The sequence below is a fragment of the Streptomyces sclerotialus genome, assembly GCF_040907265.1.
Classification (GTDB): domain Bacteria; phylum Actinomycetota; class Actinomycetes; order Streptomycetales; family Streptomycetaceae; genus Streptomyces; species Streptomyces sclerotialus.
The window spans coordinates 2,326,959-2,343,382 of the sequence record NZ_JBFOHP010000002.1 but is presented as its reverse complement, the minus strand read 5'-3'; the positions used below and the strand labels follow the sequence as shown (position 1 = coordinate 2,343,382).

Sequence of the window (16,424 nt, the reverse complement as noted above, 5' to 3'; positions counted from 1 at the left end):
CAGCCCTGCCCATTCGTACGACAAAAGGACGGCACCACCATGCCCATCACCACCACCGACTACGACAACGGCGGCGACCTCGCCCGTTACACCGACTCCCTGATCGCCACCAAGGACTCCCGCGAGCCCGACTGGGACACCCTGGCGTTCCAGGCCAAGGCCGGTGACCAGTACCGCCGCGCCCAGATCCGGTACGTCGGCTCCGGCGCCACCGGCAACCACGAGGGCGACAACCGCATCCTGCCGTCCGGCGGCTTCACCTTCTCCAACATGCTGCTGCCGCCCGGCGCGGAGGGCCCCGAGCACACCCACCACGACGTGGAAGAAGCGTTCTTCGTCCTGGAGGGCCAGGTCAGGGTCGGCATCCACCGCGGCGAAGACGAGGCGGAGTACCGCACCCTCGGCTACCGGGACATGATCGTGGTCCCGGCGGGGGTGGCGCGCAGCCTGAAGAACGAGGGTGACACCGACGCCCTGTTCTGCGTGATCATCGGTACGCAGAAGCCGCAGATCCCCACCTACCCCGAGCACTCGCCGATGCACGGCGTCACCCGCGACTGATGCGCACCGTCGTCATCACCGGCGCCGGCCGTGGCCTGGGGGAGGCCATGGCCCGCCGGGCCGCGGCGGACGGGCACCGCGTCGTACTCGCCGAACTCGACGCCGAGCGCGGCAAGCGGGTGGCCGACGACCTGCGGGCCGAGGGCCGGGACGCCCACTTCGTCCCCTGCGACGTCGCCGACCCGGTGTCGGTCGACGCGATGGCGGAGCAGGTGGCCCGGCTGGGGCCGCTGCACGGCCTGGTCAACAACGCCGGCCTCGCCAACGGCGTCGGCGGCAAGGAGTTCCAGGACATCGGCATCGAGGCGTGGGACCGCATCATGACGGTCAATGCCCGCGGGCCCTGGCTCGTCGCCCGTGCCCTGCTGCCCCAGTTGCTCGCCGCGGGCAGCGGCCGGATCGTCAACCTGGCGTCCGACGCCGCGCTGTACGGCTCGCCGCGACTGGCCCACTACATCGCCTCCAAGGGGGCCGTCATCGCCCTCACCCGGGCCATGGCACGGGAGCTGGGTGACCGCGGCATCACCGTCAACGCCGTCGCGCCCGGCATCACCGAGTGCGAGGCGACCGAGAACGTGCCCGCCGAGCGCCATGAGCTCTACCGGCTCAACCGGGCCATCTCCCGGGCGCAGCAGCCGGACGACCTCACGGGGATCGTCTCCTTCCTCCTGGGCGAGGAGTCCCGCTACCTCACGGGACAGGTGATCGCCGTCAACGGCGGCTTCACCATGCACTGATCACCCCGGCCGGACCGAAGCGCACCGGCTCGCCCGGCGCCACCGAAGACCTCGTGCCGGGCTCTCCGTACCGATCACCACACCGAAGGAAATCCCCATGGACCTGGGCCTCGCCGACCGCACCGTACTGGTCACCGGCGGCAGCTCGGGCGTCGGCCTGGCCACGGTCCGCGCCCTGCTCGACGAAGGGGCACGCGTCGCCACCTGCGGCCGCGACGCCGACCGCCTCGACAAGGCCGCGGCCCGTCTCGGAGCGGCCGCCGACCGGCTGCTGACCGGCGTCTGCGACGTACGGGACGCCGCCGCGGTACGTGACTTCGCCGCCCGTACCGCGGACCACTTCGGCGGCCTGGACGGTCTGGTCAACAACGCCGGACAGTCGCGCATGAAGCGGCTCGCGGAGACCACCGAGGAGGACTGGCGCGACGAGCTGGAGCTGAAGTTCGCCGGCGTACTCAATCCGCTGCACGCCGCCCTCCCGCATCTGCGCGCCTCCGACGCCGCCGTCATCGTCAACATCAACGCCGTACTCGCCAAACAGCCCGAACCCCGCCTCATCACCACCAGCGCCGCCCGCGCCGGCATCCTCAACCTCTCCGCCAACCTCGCCCGGGAACTCGCTCCCGACGGGATCCGCGTCAACTCCGTGTGCCTCGGCCTGATCGACACCGGGCAGTGGACGCGTCGGCACGCCACCGCCGGCAGCGGACTCATCTACGAGGAGTGGCAGGCCGAACTGGCAGCCGACCGTGGCATCGCCCTCGGCCGCCTCGGCCGCGCCGAGGAAGTCGCCTACGCGGTCCTGGCCCTCCTCTCCCCGCGCGCCTCCTACATCACCGGAACCAGCATCGACGTCTGCGGCGGAGTCGGCCGCGGCATCCTCTGAGGAGCCTCCATGACGGACCATCCCACCGGAGGCGACCTCCTCGTCGCCGTCCTGCGCGAACTCGGCATCGACACCGTCTTCGGCATCGTCAGCGTCCACAACCTGCCGCTCGTCGAAGCCGTCGACCGTGAACTGCGCTTCGTCCCCGTACGCCACGAAGCCACCGCCGTGAACGCCGCCGACGCCTACGGCCGCGCACGCGGCTCCCTGGGCTGCGCCCTCACCTCCACCGGAACCGGCGCGGGCAACGCCGCCGGCTCACTCATCGAAGCGCTCAGTGCCGGTACCGGCGTCCTGCACGTCACGGGGCAGGTCGAGAGCCAGTACCTGGGCAGCGGGCGCGGCTTCATCCACGAGACCAAGGACCAGCTCGGCATGTTGCGGGCGGTCTCCACGTACGCCGCGACCGTGCCCTCCACTGATGCCGCGGGACGCATCCTCCGAGAGGCGGCGCGCGCCGCCCTGCGCGCCCCGGGCGGCCCCGCGAGCGTGGAGTGGCCGATCGACCTCCAGTACGCGGCGCAGCAGGACGCGCACGCCCCCGGTACGGCCGAGGAGACGCCCCACCCGGACGAGGCCGCGCTCGACGCCGCCGCACGTCTGCTCGCCGCCGCCCGGCGGCCCCTGATCTGGGCCGGGGGAGGGGCCTGCGGAGCCGGGGACCGGCTCGCCGAACTGCTGGCGCGCACCGGCGCCGGACTGCTCACCTCCAACTCCGGCCGCGGCGCCGTGCCCGAGGACCATCCGCAGGTCATCGGCAACTTCGCCACCACACCGGCAGGCCGGGCGCTACTCACCGACGCCGACGTCCTGCTCACCGTCGGAACGCACTTCCGCTCCAACGAGACGGGTGACTACTCGCTCGCCCTGCCCGAGGCACACATCCAGATCGATGCCGACGCCGCGGCGCTGGGACGCGTCTACCCGGCACGGCACGCCCTGCAGGGCGACGCCGACGCCGTACTCGGCGCGCTGCTCGCCCGCCTGCCCGGCGCGCGCCCGGCTTCGGGCGACGGCACCGCGACCGGCGGCGCCGAGTCCGTGAGCGGCACCGCGGAGCCCTCCTGGACCGCCCGCGTCGCCACCGTACGCGAAGAGGTCCGTGCCGCCCTGCACGACGCCATCGGGCCGCAGGCCGCCGTCTGCGACGCACTGCGCGCCGCCCTGCCCCGCCGCGCCGTCGTCGCCCGCGACGTGACCATCCCCTCCAGCAGCTGGGGCAACCGCCTGCTGGAGATCTACGACCCGCGCGACAACGTCTTCCCGCGCGGCGGCGGCATCGGACAGGGCCTCGGCATGGGTATCGGCGCGGCCCTCGGACGGCCCGGCGAACCCACCGTCGTCATGGCCGGCGACGGCGGCCTCGCCGTGCACCTGGGGGAACTCCTCACCCTCGCCCAGGAGCGCCCCGCCCTCATCCTCGTCGTCTTCAACGACGGCGGCTACGGAGTGCTCCGCAACATGCAGGACCGCTACAGCGAACGCCGCTCCGGAGTCGACCTCACCACCCCCGACTTCGCCCTCCTGGCCCGCGCCTGCGGACTGCCGTACGCCCGCATCGCCACCGAGGGTGACGCGGCACCCGTCCTCACCGAGGCCATCGCCTCCGGAGGCCCCGTCCTCGTCGAGGTCGACCTGGCCGCGCTCGGCCCGATGAAGAACCCCTTCACCCCACCCGTCAAGATCCCCACCGCGTGAGGAGGCCGACGCCATGACCAGCAACGACCCGCAGTCGGGCACCCCTGACCAGGCCACGGCCGGCGAGTCCCGCCTCGACCTGCTCGTCCACCGCATGACCTGGGAAGCCGACGGTGTCCTCTCCGTCGACCTCGTCCACCCCGACGGCAAGCCCCTGCCCGGCTGGCAGCCCGGCGCCCACCTCGACCTGCACGTCGGCGGTCTCACCCGGCAGTACTCCCTGTGCGGCGACCCGCACGACACCGCCCGTTACCGCCTCGGTGTCCTCAACGAACCGGCTTCCCGCGGAGGTTCCCGCTTCGTCCACCAGAAGCTGCGCCCCGGTCAGACCGTCACCGTCGTCGGGCCCCGCGACCACTTCGCGCTCACCGACGCGCCCGCGTACCTGTTCATCGCCGGCGGCATCGGCATCACCCCGCTGCTGGCCATGGCCCGCGAGGCCACCCGCAGGGGTGTGCCGTGGCGGCTCGTCCACGGGGGCCGCACCCGCGCCTCGATGGCCTTCGGCGGCGAACTCGCCGACCTCGCCGCCCAGGGGACCGGCGAACTCGTCCTCCACCCCCAGGACGAGCACGGCCACATCGACCTCGACGCCGCCCTGACCGGCCTCGACGAGCACACCCTCGTGTACTGCTGCGGCCCGGAGCCCCTGCTCGCCGCCGTCGAGGCACGCTGCCCCGCGGCGCAGCTCCGGGTGGAGCGGTTCGCCGCGCCCACCGTGGAGCGCGGCGGAGACGACAGCGCCTTCGAAGTCGAGTGCCGCCGCTCCGGAGTGACACTCAGCGTCGGCGCCGACACCTCGATCCTCGAAGCCGCCGAGGCCGCCGGTGTGCGAGCCGAGAACTCCTGCCGGGACGGCATCTGCGGCAGCTGCGAGACCCGCGTCCTCGAAGGCGTCCCCGACCACCGCGACTTCCTCCTCAGCGAGGCCGAGCACGCGGCGAACGCGACCATGATGATCTGCGTCTCGCGCTGTGCCTCCGACCGCCTCGTCCTCGACCTGTAAGCCACCCCCGCCCGCCTTGTGAACCCTGGAGGCACCGATGACCCCCTGGCCGTACCTGGACGTCCACCAGTCCCGTACGCACGAGCCCACGCCTTACGAGTACAAGCTCGCCGCAACCCTCGAAGAGGTCTTCACCAAGGAGGGCCACGAGCTGGCCGACGTCATCCGTGGCCTCAACGCCCGCCAGGTGCACGCCCCCAACGGCACCCCCTGGACCGAGGACACCTTCCGCGCCGAGATGCACCGTCTGGGAGCCTGACATGACCCTCACCCACCCCACCACCGGACACACCGCCACCGCGGACCACATCTACGCCACCGGGCTGCGCAACCAGTGGCACCCCGTGGTGCCCTCCCACTTCGTCGCCCCCGGAGGCATGCGCAAGGTCACCGCCCTGGGCGAGGACTGGCTCCTCTTCCGCCGCGGCGACAGCACCCTCCACATGCTCGCCGACCGCTGCCCCCACCGGGGCGCCCGGCTCTCCCTCGGCAAGCACCTCGGGGACCGCGTGGCCTGCTGGTACCACGGCGTGGAGGTCGAGGGCGACGGCACCGTCTCCTCCGTGCCCGGCCTGCCCGGCTGCAACCTGGAGGGCAAGAAGCTCGTCACCAGCCTCCCCGTACGCGAGATCGGCGGCGCGATCCTCGCCTACTTCGGCGACGAGCAGCACCCGGAGCCGTGCGAACTCACCCTCCCCGAACCGCTCACCGACCCCGGCACCGAGGCCATCCTCTGCTACGCGGAGTGGAACGTGCCCTGGCGGTTCGGCATGGAGAACCTCCTCGACCCGATGCACGGACAGTTCCTGCACCACGAGTCGCACACGATGTTCGACGGTGACACCACCGCGAAGTTCCGCATCCGGGAGACCGACCGCGGTTACTTCTTCGAGAAGACCGACCAGCGCGGCGTCAACTTCGACTGGGTGGAGCTGTGCCGCACCGGAGTCGACTGGGTCGACCTGTCCATCCCGTACCCGCCGTCCGCGGGCCCCGGCGGCCCCTTCGGGATCGTCGGCATGATCTGCCCCGTGGACGCGCACCGCAGCGGCGTCTTCTTCTGGCGCTACCGCAACGTCGAAGGATGGCAGCGCGACACCTGGCGCTTCCTGTACCGCACCCTCATCGAGAAGCGGCACTGGGAAGTCCTCGAACAGGACCGCGTCATGCTGGAGGCCATGCCGCACGACGCGGACCAGGCCGAGAACCTCTACCAGCACGACCTCGGTGTCGTACGGCTGCGCCGCCTCTACCGGGCCGCGGCCGAGCAGCAGGCCGCCGCGCTCGCCTCCCCGGAGCCGGCCGCCGCGACCGCCCCCGCCGGCGTCTGACGCAGTGACGCCGCCCGCCGCACCGCCCACCGCCCCGGTCTCCCCGCGGCGGTGGGCAGGCGTCCTCAGCCTCCTCGCCGTCGTCCTGATCTCCTACATCGACCGGGTCAACGTCTCCGTACTGATCACCGACCGGGCCTTCACCGACCACTTCGGCATGACCGGCGACCGCGTCCTCCAGGGCGCCCTGATGACCGTCTTCCTCATCGGGTACGGACTCGCCGCCTTCTTCCTCACGCCGCTGTACGAAGCCGCCCTCGGGGCACGGCGCGGCCTCCTGGTGAGCGTCGGCCTGTGGGCCGTGCTCACCCTGCTCTCCCCGTACGCGCTCGGCGCCCTCATGTTCGTCGCCGTACGCTTCCTCCTGGGCGCGTCCGAAGGGCCGCTGTTCTCGCTCAAGACGATGTACGTCAAGGAGCACTTCGCGCCCCACGAGGTGGGCCGGCCCAACGCGGTCAGCTCCATGGGCGTCTCCCTGGGCACCGCCGTGGGACTGCCGCTGATCACCTACCTCGTCCACCGCTACGACTGGCACACGTCCTTCGTGCTGCTGGCACTGCTCAATGCGGCGGTCGGGCTCCCGCTCATCGCGCTGTTCATACGGGGACGGCATCGCGCGGGGGAGGGACGGACCGGGCAGGCGCACGCTCCTACCGGAGCGCGCCGCGGCGTCGCGGCCACCCTCCGGGAAGCCCTGCGTACCCCGCGCCTCGGCTGCATCCTCCTCATCGAGATCGCCACCCTCGCCTACCTGTGGGGAAGCAGCTCCTGGCTGCCGGCGTACCTCCTCCAGGAACGCCATTTCTCCCTCGGACAGATGGGCGCCGTCTCCGCGCTGCCCTTCCTGACGAGCCTGGCCTCCGGCTTCCTCGGCGGCCACCTCATCGACAAGCTGTCCGCCCGCAGACTGCCCCTGCTGTTCGTCGCCGGCGCGCTCGGCACCGGAAGCTGCGTCCTGCTCGTCATCACCGCGGACGCCGCCTGGCTCGCCGCCACCGGACTCGTCCTGGCAGGCGGCTTCTGGGGCCTGCAAGGCCCGGCCATCCCCACCCTCGTGCAGCGCCATGCACCGGCCGGCACGGTCGGCAGCGCCTACGGAGTGGTCAACGGCGTCGGCAACCTCGTCTCCGCCTTCATGCCCACCGCCATGGGAGCCGCCATCGCCCTCGGCGGCGGCCACAGCTTCGGCCCCGGGTACGCGCTGCTGATCGGCGCTCAGGCCGTCACACTGCTCTGCGGAGCGTGGCTCCTGCTCCGGCCGGGCCCGCTCACCACCGACGATCCGGTCACGCCTCGGAGGACGACTCCGGCTCCGCCGCACCCGACTCCGTGATGGACCGCTCCAGCTTCGACAGCAGCCGCGCCAGCTGACGGCACTCGGCGGGGGAGAGGCCGGACAGCATCCGCCGCTCGTTCTCCAGGTGCTCGGCGAACAACGCGTCGATCCTGGCCAGTCCCTCTTCCGTCAGCCGCGACCGCACCACCCGCCGGTCCTCCGGGTCCCGCTCCCGGACGATCAGCCCGTCCTTCTCCAGCCGGTCGATCCGCAACGTCACGCCCGCCGACGAGATCAGCCCCGAATCGGCCAGCTGACCCGCCGTGCGCCGGTACGGCTTCCCCGCCCTGCGCAGCGCCGTGAGCACGTCGAAACCGGCCACCGACAGACCGTGCGACTCCACCGAAGCCGTCAGCTTCGCGCTGTACCGCAGGAACGTACGGTGCAGCCGCGCCAGCACCTCCAGCGGAGAGGTGTCCAGCTCCGGACGCTCCCGCCGCCAGTCCTCGATGATGCCGGCAACCGCGTCCTGCGCCGCCGTCTTCCTCGCCATCTCGGCACCCTCCCCGGGCTCGCCCCTCGGGCCGGGCTCCCGGCCGTGATCCATCCGAAATCTTAGTACTGAGAAGCCACGGCGGACCGACGGCAGAAAAGCCTCGGCGCGGGACCGCACGCCCCGCCCGCAGCGCACTCAGCGGCCGGTCCGGTCAACTCCCGGCGAGTTATCCACAGGCTGCCGGGCATGGCTGCGCGAAGCCGCCGACCTGCGGCAGCATGACGGCATGCCCGCATTGACGCGCGAAGAAGCGCAAACCCGAGCCCGCATCCTCGACGTCCACCACTACGACATCGACCTCGACCTCACCGCCGGCGAGGAACACTTCACCACCCGCGCGGCCATCCGCTTCAGCGCGCGCACCGCGGGCGACACCTTCCTCGACATCAAGCCCGAGAAACTGCACAGCATCACCCTCGACGGCCACCCCCTCGACCCGGCAGACCTGGCGGACAACCACTTCCCGCTCACCGGCCTCACCCCCGGCGAGCACGAGCTGCGCGTCGAAGCCACGATGCGCTTCTCCCGCACCGGCGAAGGCATGCACCGCTTCACCGACCCCGCCGACGGCGAGACCTACGTCTACACCCAGCTGTTCATGGAGGACGTCCAGCGCGTCTTCCCCGCCTTCGACCAGCCCGACCTCAAGGCCGTCTTCGCCCTCACCGTCACCGCCCCCGATGGCTGGACCGTGCTCGGCAACTCCCGCGCCACCCGCGCCCCCGAAGGCCACTGGGCTCTCGCCCCCACCCCGCCCATCAGCACTTACCTGGTCGCCGTCGCCGCCGGCCCCTGGCACTCCGTCCGCACCGAGCACGCCGGCCTCCCCTTCGGCATCCATTGCCGCCGCTCCCTCGCGCCGTACCTCAACGCCGACGCCGAAGAGATCTTCGACATCACCCGCCGCTGCTACGACCGCTACCACCAGCTCTTCGACGAGCCCTACCCCTTCGACTCCTACGACCAGGCGTTCGTCCCGGAATTCAACGCCGGCGCCATGGAGAACCCCGGCCTGGTCACCTTCCGCGACGAATTCGTCTACCGCTCCGCCGTCACCGACACCGAGCGCCAGACCCGCGGCATGGTCATCGCCCACGAAATGGCCCACATGTGGTTCGGAGACCTCGTCACCCTCGCCTGGTGGGACGACATCTGGCTCAACGAGTCCTTCGCCGAGTACATGGGCTACCAGGTCCTCAGCGAAGCCACCCACTTCACCGACACCTGGACCGACTTCGGCGTCGCCCGCAAGAGCTGGGGATACGACGCCGACCAGCGCCCCTCCACTCACCCCGTCGCCCCCGCGCCCGACGCGGTCCCCGACACCGCCTCCGCCTTTCTCAACTTCGACGGCATCTCCTACGCCAAGGGCGCCTCGGCCCTGCGCCAACTCGTCGCCTGGATGGGTGAGAAGGACTTCCTCGCCGGCATCAACGACCACTTCGCCCGGCACCGCTTCGGCAACGCCACCCTCGCCGACTTCACCGACTCCCTCGCCCGCGCCACCGACCGTGACGTCCACGCCTGGGCCGACCAGTGGCTGCGCACCACCGGAGTCGACACCCTCACCCCCGTCATCGACGAGACCGACGACGGCTCCTGGACGCTCACCGTCACCCACCAGGGACACCGTCCCCACCACCTCACCATCGGTCTCTACGACCAGGACCCGACCGCCCCCGGCCGCCTCGTCCCCCGCGCACCCCTCACCCACGACCTGCCCGAAGGCCGCACCCACACCCTCCCGGGCCGCCGCCCCGACCTCGTGCTCCTCAACGACCGGGACCTCACCTACGCCAAGGTCCGCCTCGACCCCGCCTCCTGGACCACCGTGCAGGCCGCCCTCTCCGGCCTCCCCGATCCCCTCACCCGCGCCGTGGTGTGGAACGCCGCCCGCGACATGGTCCGCGACGGTGAACTGCCCCCCGCCGCGTATCTGGAAGCCGTCCGCACCCACCTCCCGCACGAGACCGACACCGCCCTCGTCCAAGGCATCCTGGCCTTCGCCCGCACCCAGATCGCCGACCGCTACCTCCCCGCGGCCGACCGCTCCGCCGCCCTCACCACCCTCGCCGACCTCTGCCGCGACATCCTGCGCCGCACCGAAGGCAGCGAGAACGGTGACGGCCAAGGCCTGCGCCTGGCCGCCGTCCGCACCTTCATCGACAGCGCCACCACCCCCGAAGGCATCCAGGACTGGCTCGACGGCGACAGCGTTCCCGGCGGCCCCGTCCTCGACCCCGAACTGCGCTGGCGCATCCTCGGCCGCCTCGCCGTCCTCGGCGCCACCACGCCCGCCGCCATCGACGCCGAGCTGACCCGTGACCCCAGCGCCAGCGGCAAGGAAGGCGCCGCCCGCTGCCACGCCGCGCTTCCCGACCCGGCCGCCAAGAAGACCGCCTGGGAGGCCATGTTCACCACCGACGCCGCCGACGACCTGTCCACCTATCTCTTCACCGCGACCGCCACCGGCTTCTGGGCGCCCGAACAGGCCGACCTCGTACGCCCCTACGTGCAGCGGTACTTCACCGACGCCGTCGCCCTGGCCGACCGTCGCGGCGCAGCCCTGGCCGAGGCCGCCGGCCGGTACGCCTTCCCCGCCCCGTTCGTCGAACCGGAAACCCTCCGGCTCGGTGAGGCCTGCCTGCGCGACGCGGCACCCACCCCGGCCCTCCGGCGCAAGCTCGCCGACCAGCTCGACGACCTGCGCCGCGCGCTGGCCGTCCGGAACGGTCAGGGGTGATGCGTACGGAACGACACGCGGCCGCCCCGTAGCAGGCCGTGGCTGGGGGAGGGGCGAGGCGCCGCGGGGCTTCTATCAGATGCGAGCGGCTCAACCAGCACGTGCGTCCCTCGTGAGAGTGGACTCCGCCCGCATCTCGGCGAAGGGCTCGACAACGGAAGTAACTTAGGTCGCCCTAAACCGATCGAATCCCCGACAAGAAGGGCACACCCATGCCTGTGCCCGCCCCAGGCGCCCCGGCCCCAGGCGACAGCACCCCCAGCCACCGCGACCCCGTAAGGACCGAACCCGACACCACCACGACGGGAGGCGAGGCGACACCGGCGGAGGACGACCACGAACCCCAGGCCTCCGCCCGGGCGGGTGCCGTCACCGTACTCGACGCACCCGCCACCGGCCCCGCCCAAGCGTCCGTGTCCGGGACGCCGCTGCCCGCGACCAGCACCCGCGTCCCCGCACCTGCCGCGGCGCCCGGTCCCACCGCGACGGCTCCTTCCAGTCCCGCACTGGCCGGCGGCCGGAACGGCCCACGCGCGTTGCGGCCGCTGCTCGACACCGTGCTCGACGCCCTGGAGACCGGCGCCGCCGAGCGGGGCGGACCGCTGCCGGCCGGAGGCCCCGAGACCGTCGCCGACTCCGTGCAGCACGCCTGCGCGCCGCTCCTCCCGGACACCGGCGCAGGACCGCACGCCGCCCTGAGCACGCTCGTCCGCACCCTCGCCGCCGGGGCCGCCGACCCCGCCGACCCGCACTGCGCGGCGCACCTGCACTGCCCGCCGCTCGCCCTGGCCACCGCCGCCGACCTCGCCGCCTCGGCCCTCAACCCCTCCATGGACTCCTGGGACCAGGCCCCCGCCGCATCCGAACTGGAAGCCCTGACCACCCGCGCACTCGCCGAACTCGTCCACCCCCACGGGCGCGACGCCGACGCCCTGGTGACCACCGGCGGTACGGAGTCCAACCAGCTCGCCGTACTGCTGGCCCGCGAACACGCCGCCCAGGAGCAGGAAGCCCGCGACCGGACGGCCCGCGAGCGCGAAGCCGCTGCGGCCGCTGCGGAGCACACCGCACGGGAGCGCGAGGCCACCCGGGAGCACGCGGCCCGCGCCCACGGCGCCGGAACCGACGCCACCCGGGACCACGGCGTCCGGCACACCGGCGGCCAGCTCGGCGTGCCCACCGGCGAGCGGGACGGACACCGCGCCTGCGACCGCGCCGTCCACGGCCCCGACCACCCCGGCCGCCCGCACACCTGCACTCACACCCTCACTCACCCCCACACGGCCCACCCGGCACAGACCGCCCCCGCCGGACCCGCCGGGCCGCCCCTGCGAGTCGTCTGCGGAGCCAACGCACACCACAGCATCCACCGCGCCGCCTGGCTGCTGGGACTGCCCGCGCCCGTCACCGTCCCCACACCCGACGGAACGCTCGACCCCGGCGACCTCGCCGCCACCCTCGAACGCCTCGACGGACAGCCCCTTCTCGTCGTCGCCACCGCCGGCACCACCGACTCCGGAGCCATCGACCCCCTGCCCGCCCTGGCCGACACCGCCGCCGCACACCGCGCCCGGTTCCACGTCGACGCGGCGTACGGCGGCCCGCTCCTCTTCAGTGACACCCACCGGCACCTGCTCACCGGCCTGGACCGCGCCCACACCGTCACCCTCGACCTGCACAAACTCGGCTGGCAGCCGGTCGCCGCCGGATTCCTCGCCGTCCCCGACGCCCGCGACCTCGCCCCCCTGGACCACCGCGCGGACTACCTCAACGCCGACGACGACACCGAAGCCGGCCTCCCCGACCTGCTCGGCCGCTCGCTGCGCACCACCCGCCGCCCCGACATCCTCAAGATCGCCGTCACCCTCAAGGCGCTCGGCCGCCGCGGCATCGCCGACCTCGTCGACCGCACCGTCACCGCAGCCCGCACCCTCGCCGACCTCGTCGAAGCCCGCCCCACCCTCGAACTGCACTCACGCCCCACCCTCACCACCGTCCTCTTCCGCCCCACCGGCGCCGACGACACCACCGTCGCCACCATCCGCCGGCGCCTGCTGCACGACGGACACGCCGTCCTGGGCCGCGCCACCGGCTCCACCGGCCTCTGGCTGAAGGCCACCCTCCTCAACCCCCACGCGCACCCCGACGACCTGCGCACCCTCCTCGACCTAGTGGAAGGCCACGCCCCCCGATGACCACCGCCACCGCCCCGGACCCGCGCACCCCTCACGACCTCGTCGGCGTCGGCATCGGCCCCTTCAACCTCTCACTCGCCGCGCTCGCCCAGCCCCTCACCGGCCTCACCTGCGCCTTCTACGACCAGCGCCCCGCCTTCCACTGGCATCCCGGTCTCATGATCGAAGGCGCCACCCTCCAAGTCCCGTTCCTCGCCGATCTCGTCACCCTCGCCGACCCCACCAGCCCCTGGAGCTTCCTGAACTACCTCAGGCACCGGGACCGGCTCTTCCCCTTCTACTTCGCCGAGCGCTTCCACGCCCCGCGCGCCGAGTACGACGCGTACTGCCGCTGGGTCAGCGAAAACCTCCCCGGCCTGCACTACCGCCACCAGGTCGACGCCCTTCGCTGGAACGCCGAACACGCCGTCTTCGAAATCGACCACACCCAGCTCGACGCCGAGGGCGAGGCCGAAGCGCTCGGCCGGACCTACGCCCGCAACGTCGTCCTCGGCATCGGCACCGCACCCCACATCCCCGAACCGCTCCAGCCGCTCGCCGACGCCCCCACGCTCCCCGTCATCCACTCCGCCGACTACCTCGACCACCGCGAACGCCTGCTCGCCGCCGACCACATCACCGTCATCGGCTCAGGCCAGTCCGGCGCCGAGATCTTCCTCGACCTGCTCCGCAATCGCCCCGCAGGCCACGAACGGTTGCACTGGCTGGCGCGCACCCCCGCCTTCGCGCCCATGGAATACAGCAAACTCGGCCTGGAGCAGTTCACCCCCGACCACACCCGCTACTTCCACGGCCTCCCCGAAGCCACCCGCGACGCCCTCGTCCCGCAGCAGTGGCAGCTCTACAAGGGCATCGACCACGACACCATCGCCGCCATCCACCAAGAGCTGTACGAACGCACCGTCGACGGCGGCTGGCCCGACGCCGTCCTCACCCCCGGCGTCACCGTCCGCACCGCCGGCCGCATCGGCACCCGCACCGTCGAACTCCACCTCGAACACGCCCACCAGCAGACCCGCAGCCGGCTCACCACCGACGCCGTCGTCCTCGCCACCGGCTACCGCGAACGCAGCCTCGACGCCCTCACCGGCGCCCTCGACCCCTACCTCCGCCGCGACACCGCAGGCCGCCCCCGCATCGACGTCCACCACCGGCTCGACCTCGACGCCCGCGTCACCGGCTCCGTCTACGTACAGAACGCCGAACGCCACACCCACGGCGTCGGCGCACCCGACCTCGGCCTCGCCGCCTGGCGCAGCGCCGTCATCCTCAACCACCTCACCGGCACCACGCCCTACCCCCTCCCCGACCGCACCGCCTTCACCACCTTCGGCCTGGCACCGCAGCCCCACCCCCACCACCGAACGCCCGGCGGGCGGCGGCTCCCGCACCAGCCGCCGGCCACCACACGCCCGTCAGAAGACCGGAACACCGTCCCGCGTCAGCTTCCAGTCCACTGACGCGAAACGCGCCGCATCGATCGAACCCGACTGCTTCACCCACTCAATGATCAGATTCCGGATCTCGTCCGATGTCACCCACACCTGCTCCGCCTTCGCGACATGCGGGAAATTCCCCCCACCGCTCGCCCGGTAATTGTTCACCGCCAGCACGAAACGCGCCGCCGGATCCACCGGCTTGCCGTCCAGCTGAAGCTTCCCGATCCGCCGGCCCGCCGGCTGCGCGATGTCGATCTCGTACGACACCCCGCTCACCGCGTCATAGTTGTAATCCGGAATGCCGTCCGCATTCGTCAGCTTCGCCGGATCCACCTCACCGCCCGACGGCGTCTGCACGTAATACCGGGCGGAGAACTCCAAGTACTCCTTCAACTGTGCCCCGGTCAGCACCCGCGCCTCCAGCGTGTTGTCGAACGGATACAGTGCCGCCATCGACCGGATCGTCACCTCACCCGCCGGCACCTCCGCCGCACGCGAGAAACACGACGCCTGCGACACCAGCGGCAGATCCGCGTACGCACCCCCGGCAAGCGCCTTCCGCACCACCTCCGCCTGCACGAACGCGATGAAATCGAGCACCGGAGTGTCCTTGTACGGAGCCTCGGCCGCCGACAGCCGCGCCGTCGAGCGGCCGATCACCTGATTCACGTAACGAACGACCTTGGCGTGCGCGTCACGCAGCAGACCGGATATGTGCCCGTCCTCCTCGGCGGTATTCGAGTTCAGCACCCGCGCCGACACCGAATCCACCGACCAACGACCGCGCTGCCACACCAATTCGAAGTCGAACAGGGTCAGCCGCTGGCCCCACTTCAGCGGCTCCGACAACACCACCTCACGGCCCGTCCGCTCGTTCTTCACCCGGTACTCCGCGATCTCCGTGTGCGCATGGCCCACCAGAATCGCGTCGATACCGGGCACCTGCTGCGCCACCAGCGCGGCCGCATTCTCCACGTACGGCAGCTGATCCCCGTACGACGACGTACCGCTCGACCCGGAATGCGCCGCCACGATCACCACGTCCGCACCCAGCGCACGCAGCCGGGGCACCCACTTCGCGGCCTGTTCCTCCAGGCCGGGGAACGCCATCTTCCCCTGGACGTTCGCCTTGTCCCAGATCGCGATGCCGGGATTGGTGAGCCCCAGGATTCCCACGCGCACATCCCGGCCGTGCGGGGTGCGCATCCGCTTGATGACGTACGGAGGGAACGCCGGGCGCAGCGACGTGGCATCCACCGCGTTCGCGCCCAGCAGCGGGAAGTCGCAGTTCTCCTCGAACTTGCGCAGCACCGGAATGCCGTAATTGAACTCGTGATTGCCGAGCGCCGCGGCGTCGTAACCGATGGCATTCATGGCCCGGGCCATCGGGTGCACCGGGCCGCCCGCGCCGGTGATCGGGTCCACCTTGGCGTAGTAGTACGCCAGTTGCGTTCCCTGGATGGTGTCACCCGCGTCGATCAGCAGAGTGTTGCGGCGGCCCTTCTCGGCACGCACCTCGTTCACCAGCGTCGAAATCTTCGCCAGTCCGACGTCGTTGTGGGCAGCGTCGTCGAATTCGGCATCCGTCGCGTAATCCCAGTTGAAGACATTGCCGTGGAGGTCGGTCGTACCCATCACGGTGAACGCGTACCGCTTGCCGCCGTGGCCGTGGCCGTGGCCGTGGCCGTGACCGGCGGCGAGCGGGGCGCCCGACGGTCCGCTCGCCGCGACAGCCGGGGCCGCGGCGGCGCCCGTCAGCGCGACCCCGGCGCCCGTGGCGACGGAAGTCCCGAGAAACGTTCTGCGATCGAGCGGCATGACCTCTCCTTGACCGTCCGCATCCCTGCGAACCGTTGGCGTACAACTGGTCGTACACATCTGGTCGTACACATCCGGTGGTACAACGGAACAACGCGCGTAGATTCTGGCGCAGGCGTCACTCCCGCAACACCCCTCACAGGTTGCGATCAGATGACCGCCACACCGCGGGCCGCTC

At 71.8% G+C, this 16,424-nt stretch carries 13 protein-coding genes; 11 read left to right on the top strand and 2 right to left on the bottom strand.

The genetic code is table 11. The features are described 5' to 3' along the window. Positions 1-39 precede the first annotated feature (39 nt). The 8 genes from AAC944_RS10425 (at position 40) to AAC944_RS10390 (ending at position 7,552) form a co-directional block, all read left to right on the top strand. Positions 40-561 carry a cupin domain-containing protein gene (locus AAC944_RS10425; RefSeq protein WP_030624749.1) on the top strand — a complete coding sequence of 174 codons (522 nt, stop codon included), beginning with the start codon at positions 40-42 and terminating at the stop codon, positions 559-561. Further along, a complete protein-coding gene (locus AAC944_RS10420; protein WP_030624746.1) occupies positions 561-1,298 on the top strand; it encodes an SDR family oxidoreductase in 738 nt (245 codons plus the stop codon). The genes AAC944_RS10425 and AAC944_RS10420 overlap by 1 nt, the downstream gene beginning before the upstream one ends. A gap of 97 nt (positions 1,299-1,395) precedes the next feature. Continuing rightward, entirely contained in the window at positions 1,396-2,184 is a 789-nt protein-coding gene (locus AAC944_RS10415; RefSeq protein WP_030624744.1) for an SDR family oxidoreductase, read from the top strand. A 9-nt stretch (positions 2,185-2,193) separates the two neighbouring features. After that, positions 2,194-3,882, top strand: a complete 1,689-nt coding sequence (locus tag AAC944_RS10410) for a thiamine pyrophosphate-binding protein (protein ID WP_030624741.1) — start codon at positions 2,194-2,196, stop codon at positions 3,880-3,882. A 13-nt stretch (positions 3,883-3,895) separates the two neighbouring features. Then, on the top strand, positions 3,896-4,888 hold the full coding sequence (locus tag AAC944_RS10405; protein ID WP_051872424.1) for a PDR/VanB family oxidoreductase: 993 nt from the start codon (positions 3,896-3,898) through the stop codon (positions 4,886-4,888). 37 nt (positions 4,889-4,925) lie between these two features. After that, on the top strand, positions 4,926-5,147 hold the full coding sequence (locus AAC944_RS10400; RefSeq protein WP_030624737.1) for a recombinase-like helix-turn-helix domain-containing protein: 222 nt from the start codon (positions 4,926-4,928) through the stop codon (positions 5,145-5,147). Between the two features lies 1 nt (position 5,148). Continuing rightward, entirely contained in the window at positions 5,149-6,219 is a 1,071-nt protein-coding gene (locus tag AAC944_RS10395; protein ID WP_037773594.1) for a Rieske 2Fe-2S domain-containing protein, read from the top strand. A 4-nt stretch (positions 6,220-6,223) separates the two neighbouring features. After that, entirely contained in the window at positions 6,224-7,552 is a 1,329-nt protein-coding gene (locus AAC944_RS10390) for an MFS transporter (protein ID WP_078888992.1), read from the top strand. Here AAC944_RS10390 and AAC944_RS10385 read toward each other — a convergent pair. After that, positions 7,506-8,048, bottom strand: coding sequence for a MarR family winged helix-turn-helix transcriptional regulator (locus tag AAC944_RS10385; protein WP_030624728.1), 543 nt, complete (start codon positions 8,046-8,048; stop codon positions 7,506-7,508). The two genes, AAC944_RS10390 and AAC944_RS10385, sit on opposite strands and share 47 nt — an antisense overlap. A gap of 229 nt (positions 8,049-8,277) precedes the next feature. Here AAC944_RS10385 and pepN point away from each other — a divergent pair, with 229 nt between their 5' ends. From pepN to AAC944_RS10370, 3 genes are all read left to right on the top strand, one after another. Next, on the top strand, positions 8,278-10,794 hold the full coding sequence (pepN, locus tag AAC944_RS10380) for an aminopeptidase N (protein ID WP_030624725.1): 2,517 nt from the start codon (positions 8,278-8,280) through the stop codon (positions 10,792-10,794). A 212-nt stretch (positions 10,795-11,006) separates the two neighbouring features. Continuing rightward, the gene (locus AAC944_RS10375; protein ID WP_078888991.1) at positions 11,007-12,989 is read left to right on the top strand and encodes a pyridoxal phosphate-dependent decarboxylase family protein; all 1,983 of its coding nucleotides are present in this window, start codon (positions 11,007-11,009) and stop codon (positions 12,987-12,989) included. Continuing rightward, complete coding sequence (locus AAC944_RS10370) at positions 12,986-14,449, top strand: lysine N(6)-hydroxylase/L-ornithine N(5)-oxygenase family protein (protein ID WP_078888990.1); 1,464 nt, start codon at positions 12,986-12,988, stop codon at positions 14,447-14,449. The genes AAC944_RS10375 and AAC944_RS10370 overlap by 4 nt, the downstream gene beginning before the upstream one ends. Here AAC944_RS10370 and AAC944_RS10365 read toward each other — a convergent pair. After that, complete coding sequence (locus AAC944_RS10365; RefSeq protein ID WP_030624716.1) at positions 14,405-16,246, bottom strand: bifunctional metallophosphatase/5'-nucleotidase; 1,842 nt, start codon at positions 16,244-16,246, stop codon at positions 14,405-14,407. The genes AAC944_RS10370 and AAC944_RS10365 overlap by 45 nt on opposite strands. Positions 16,247-16,424 lie beyond the last annotated feature (178 nt).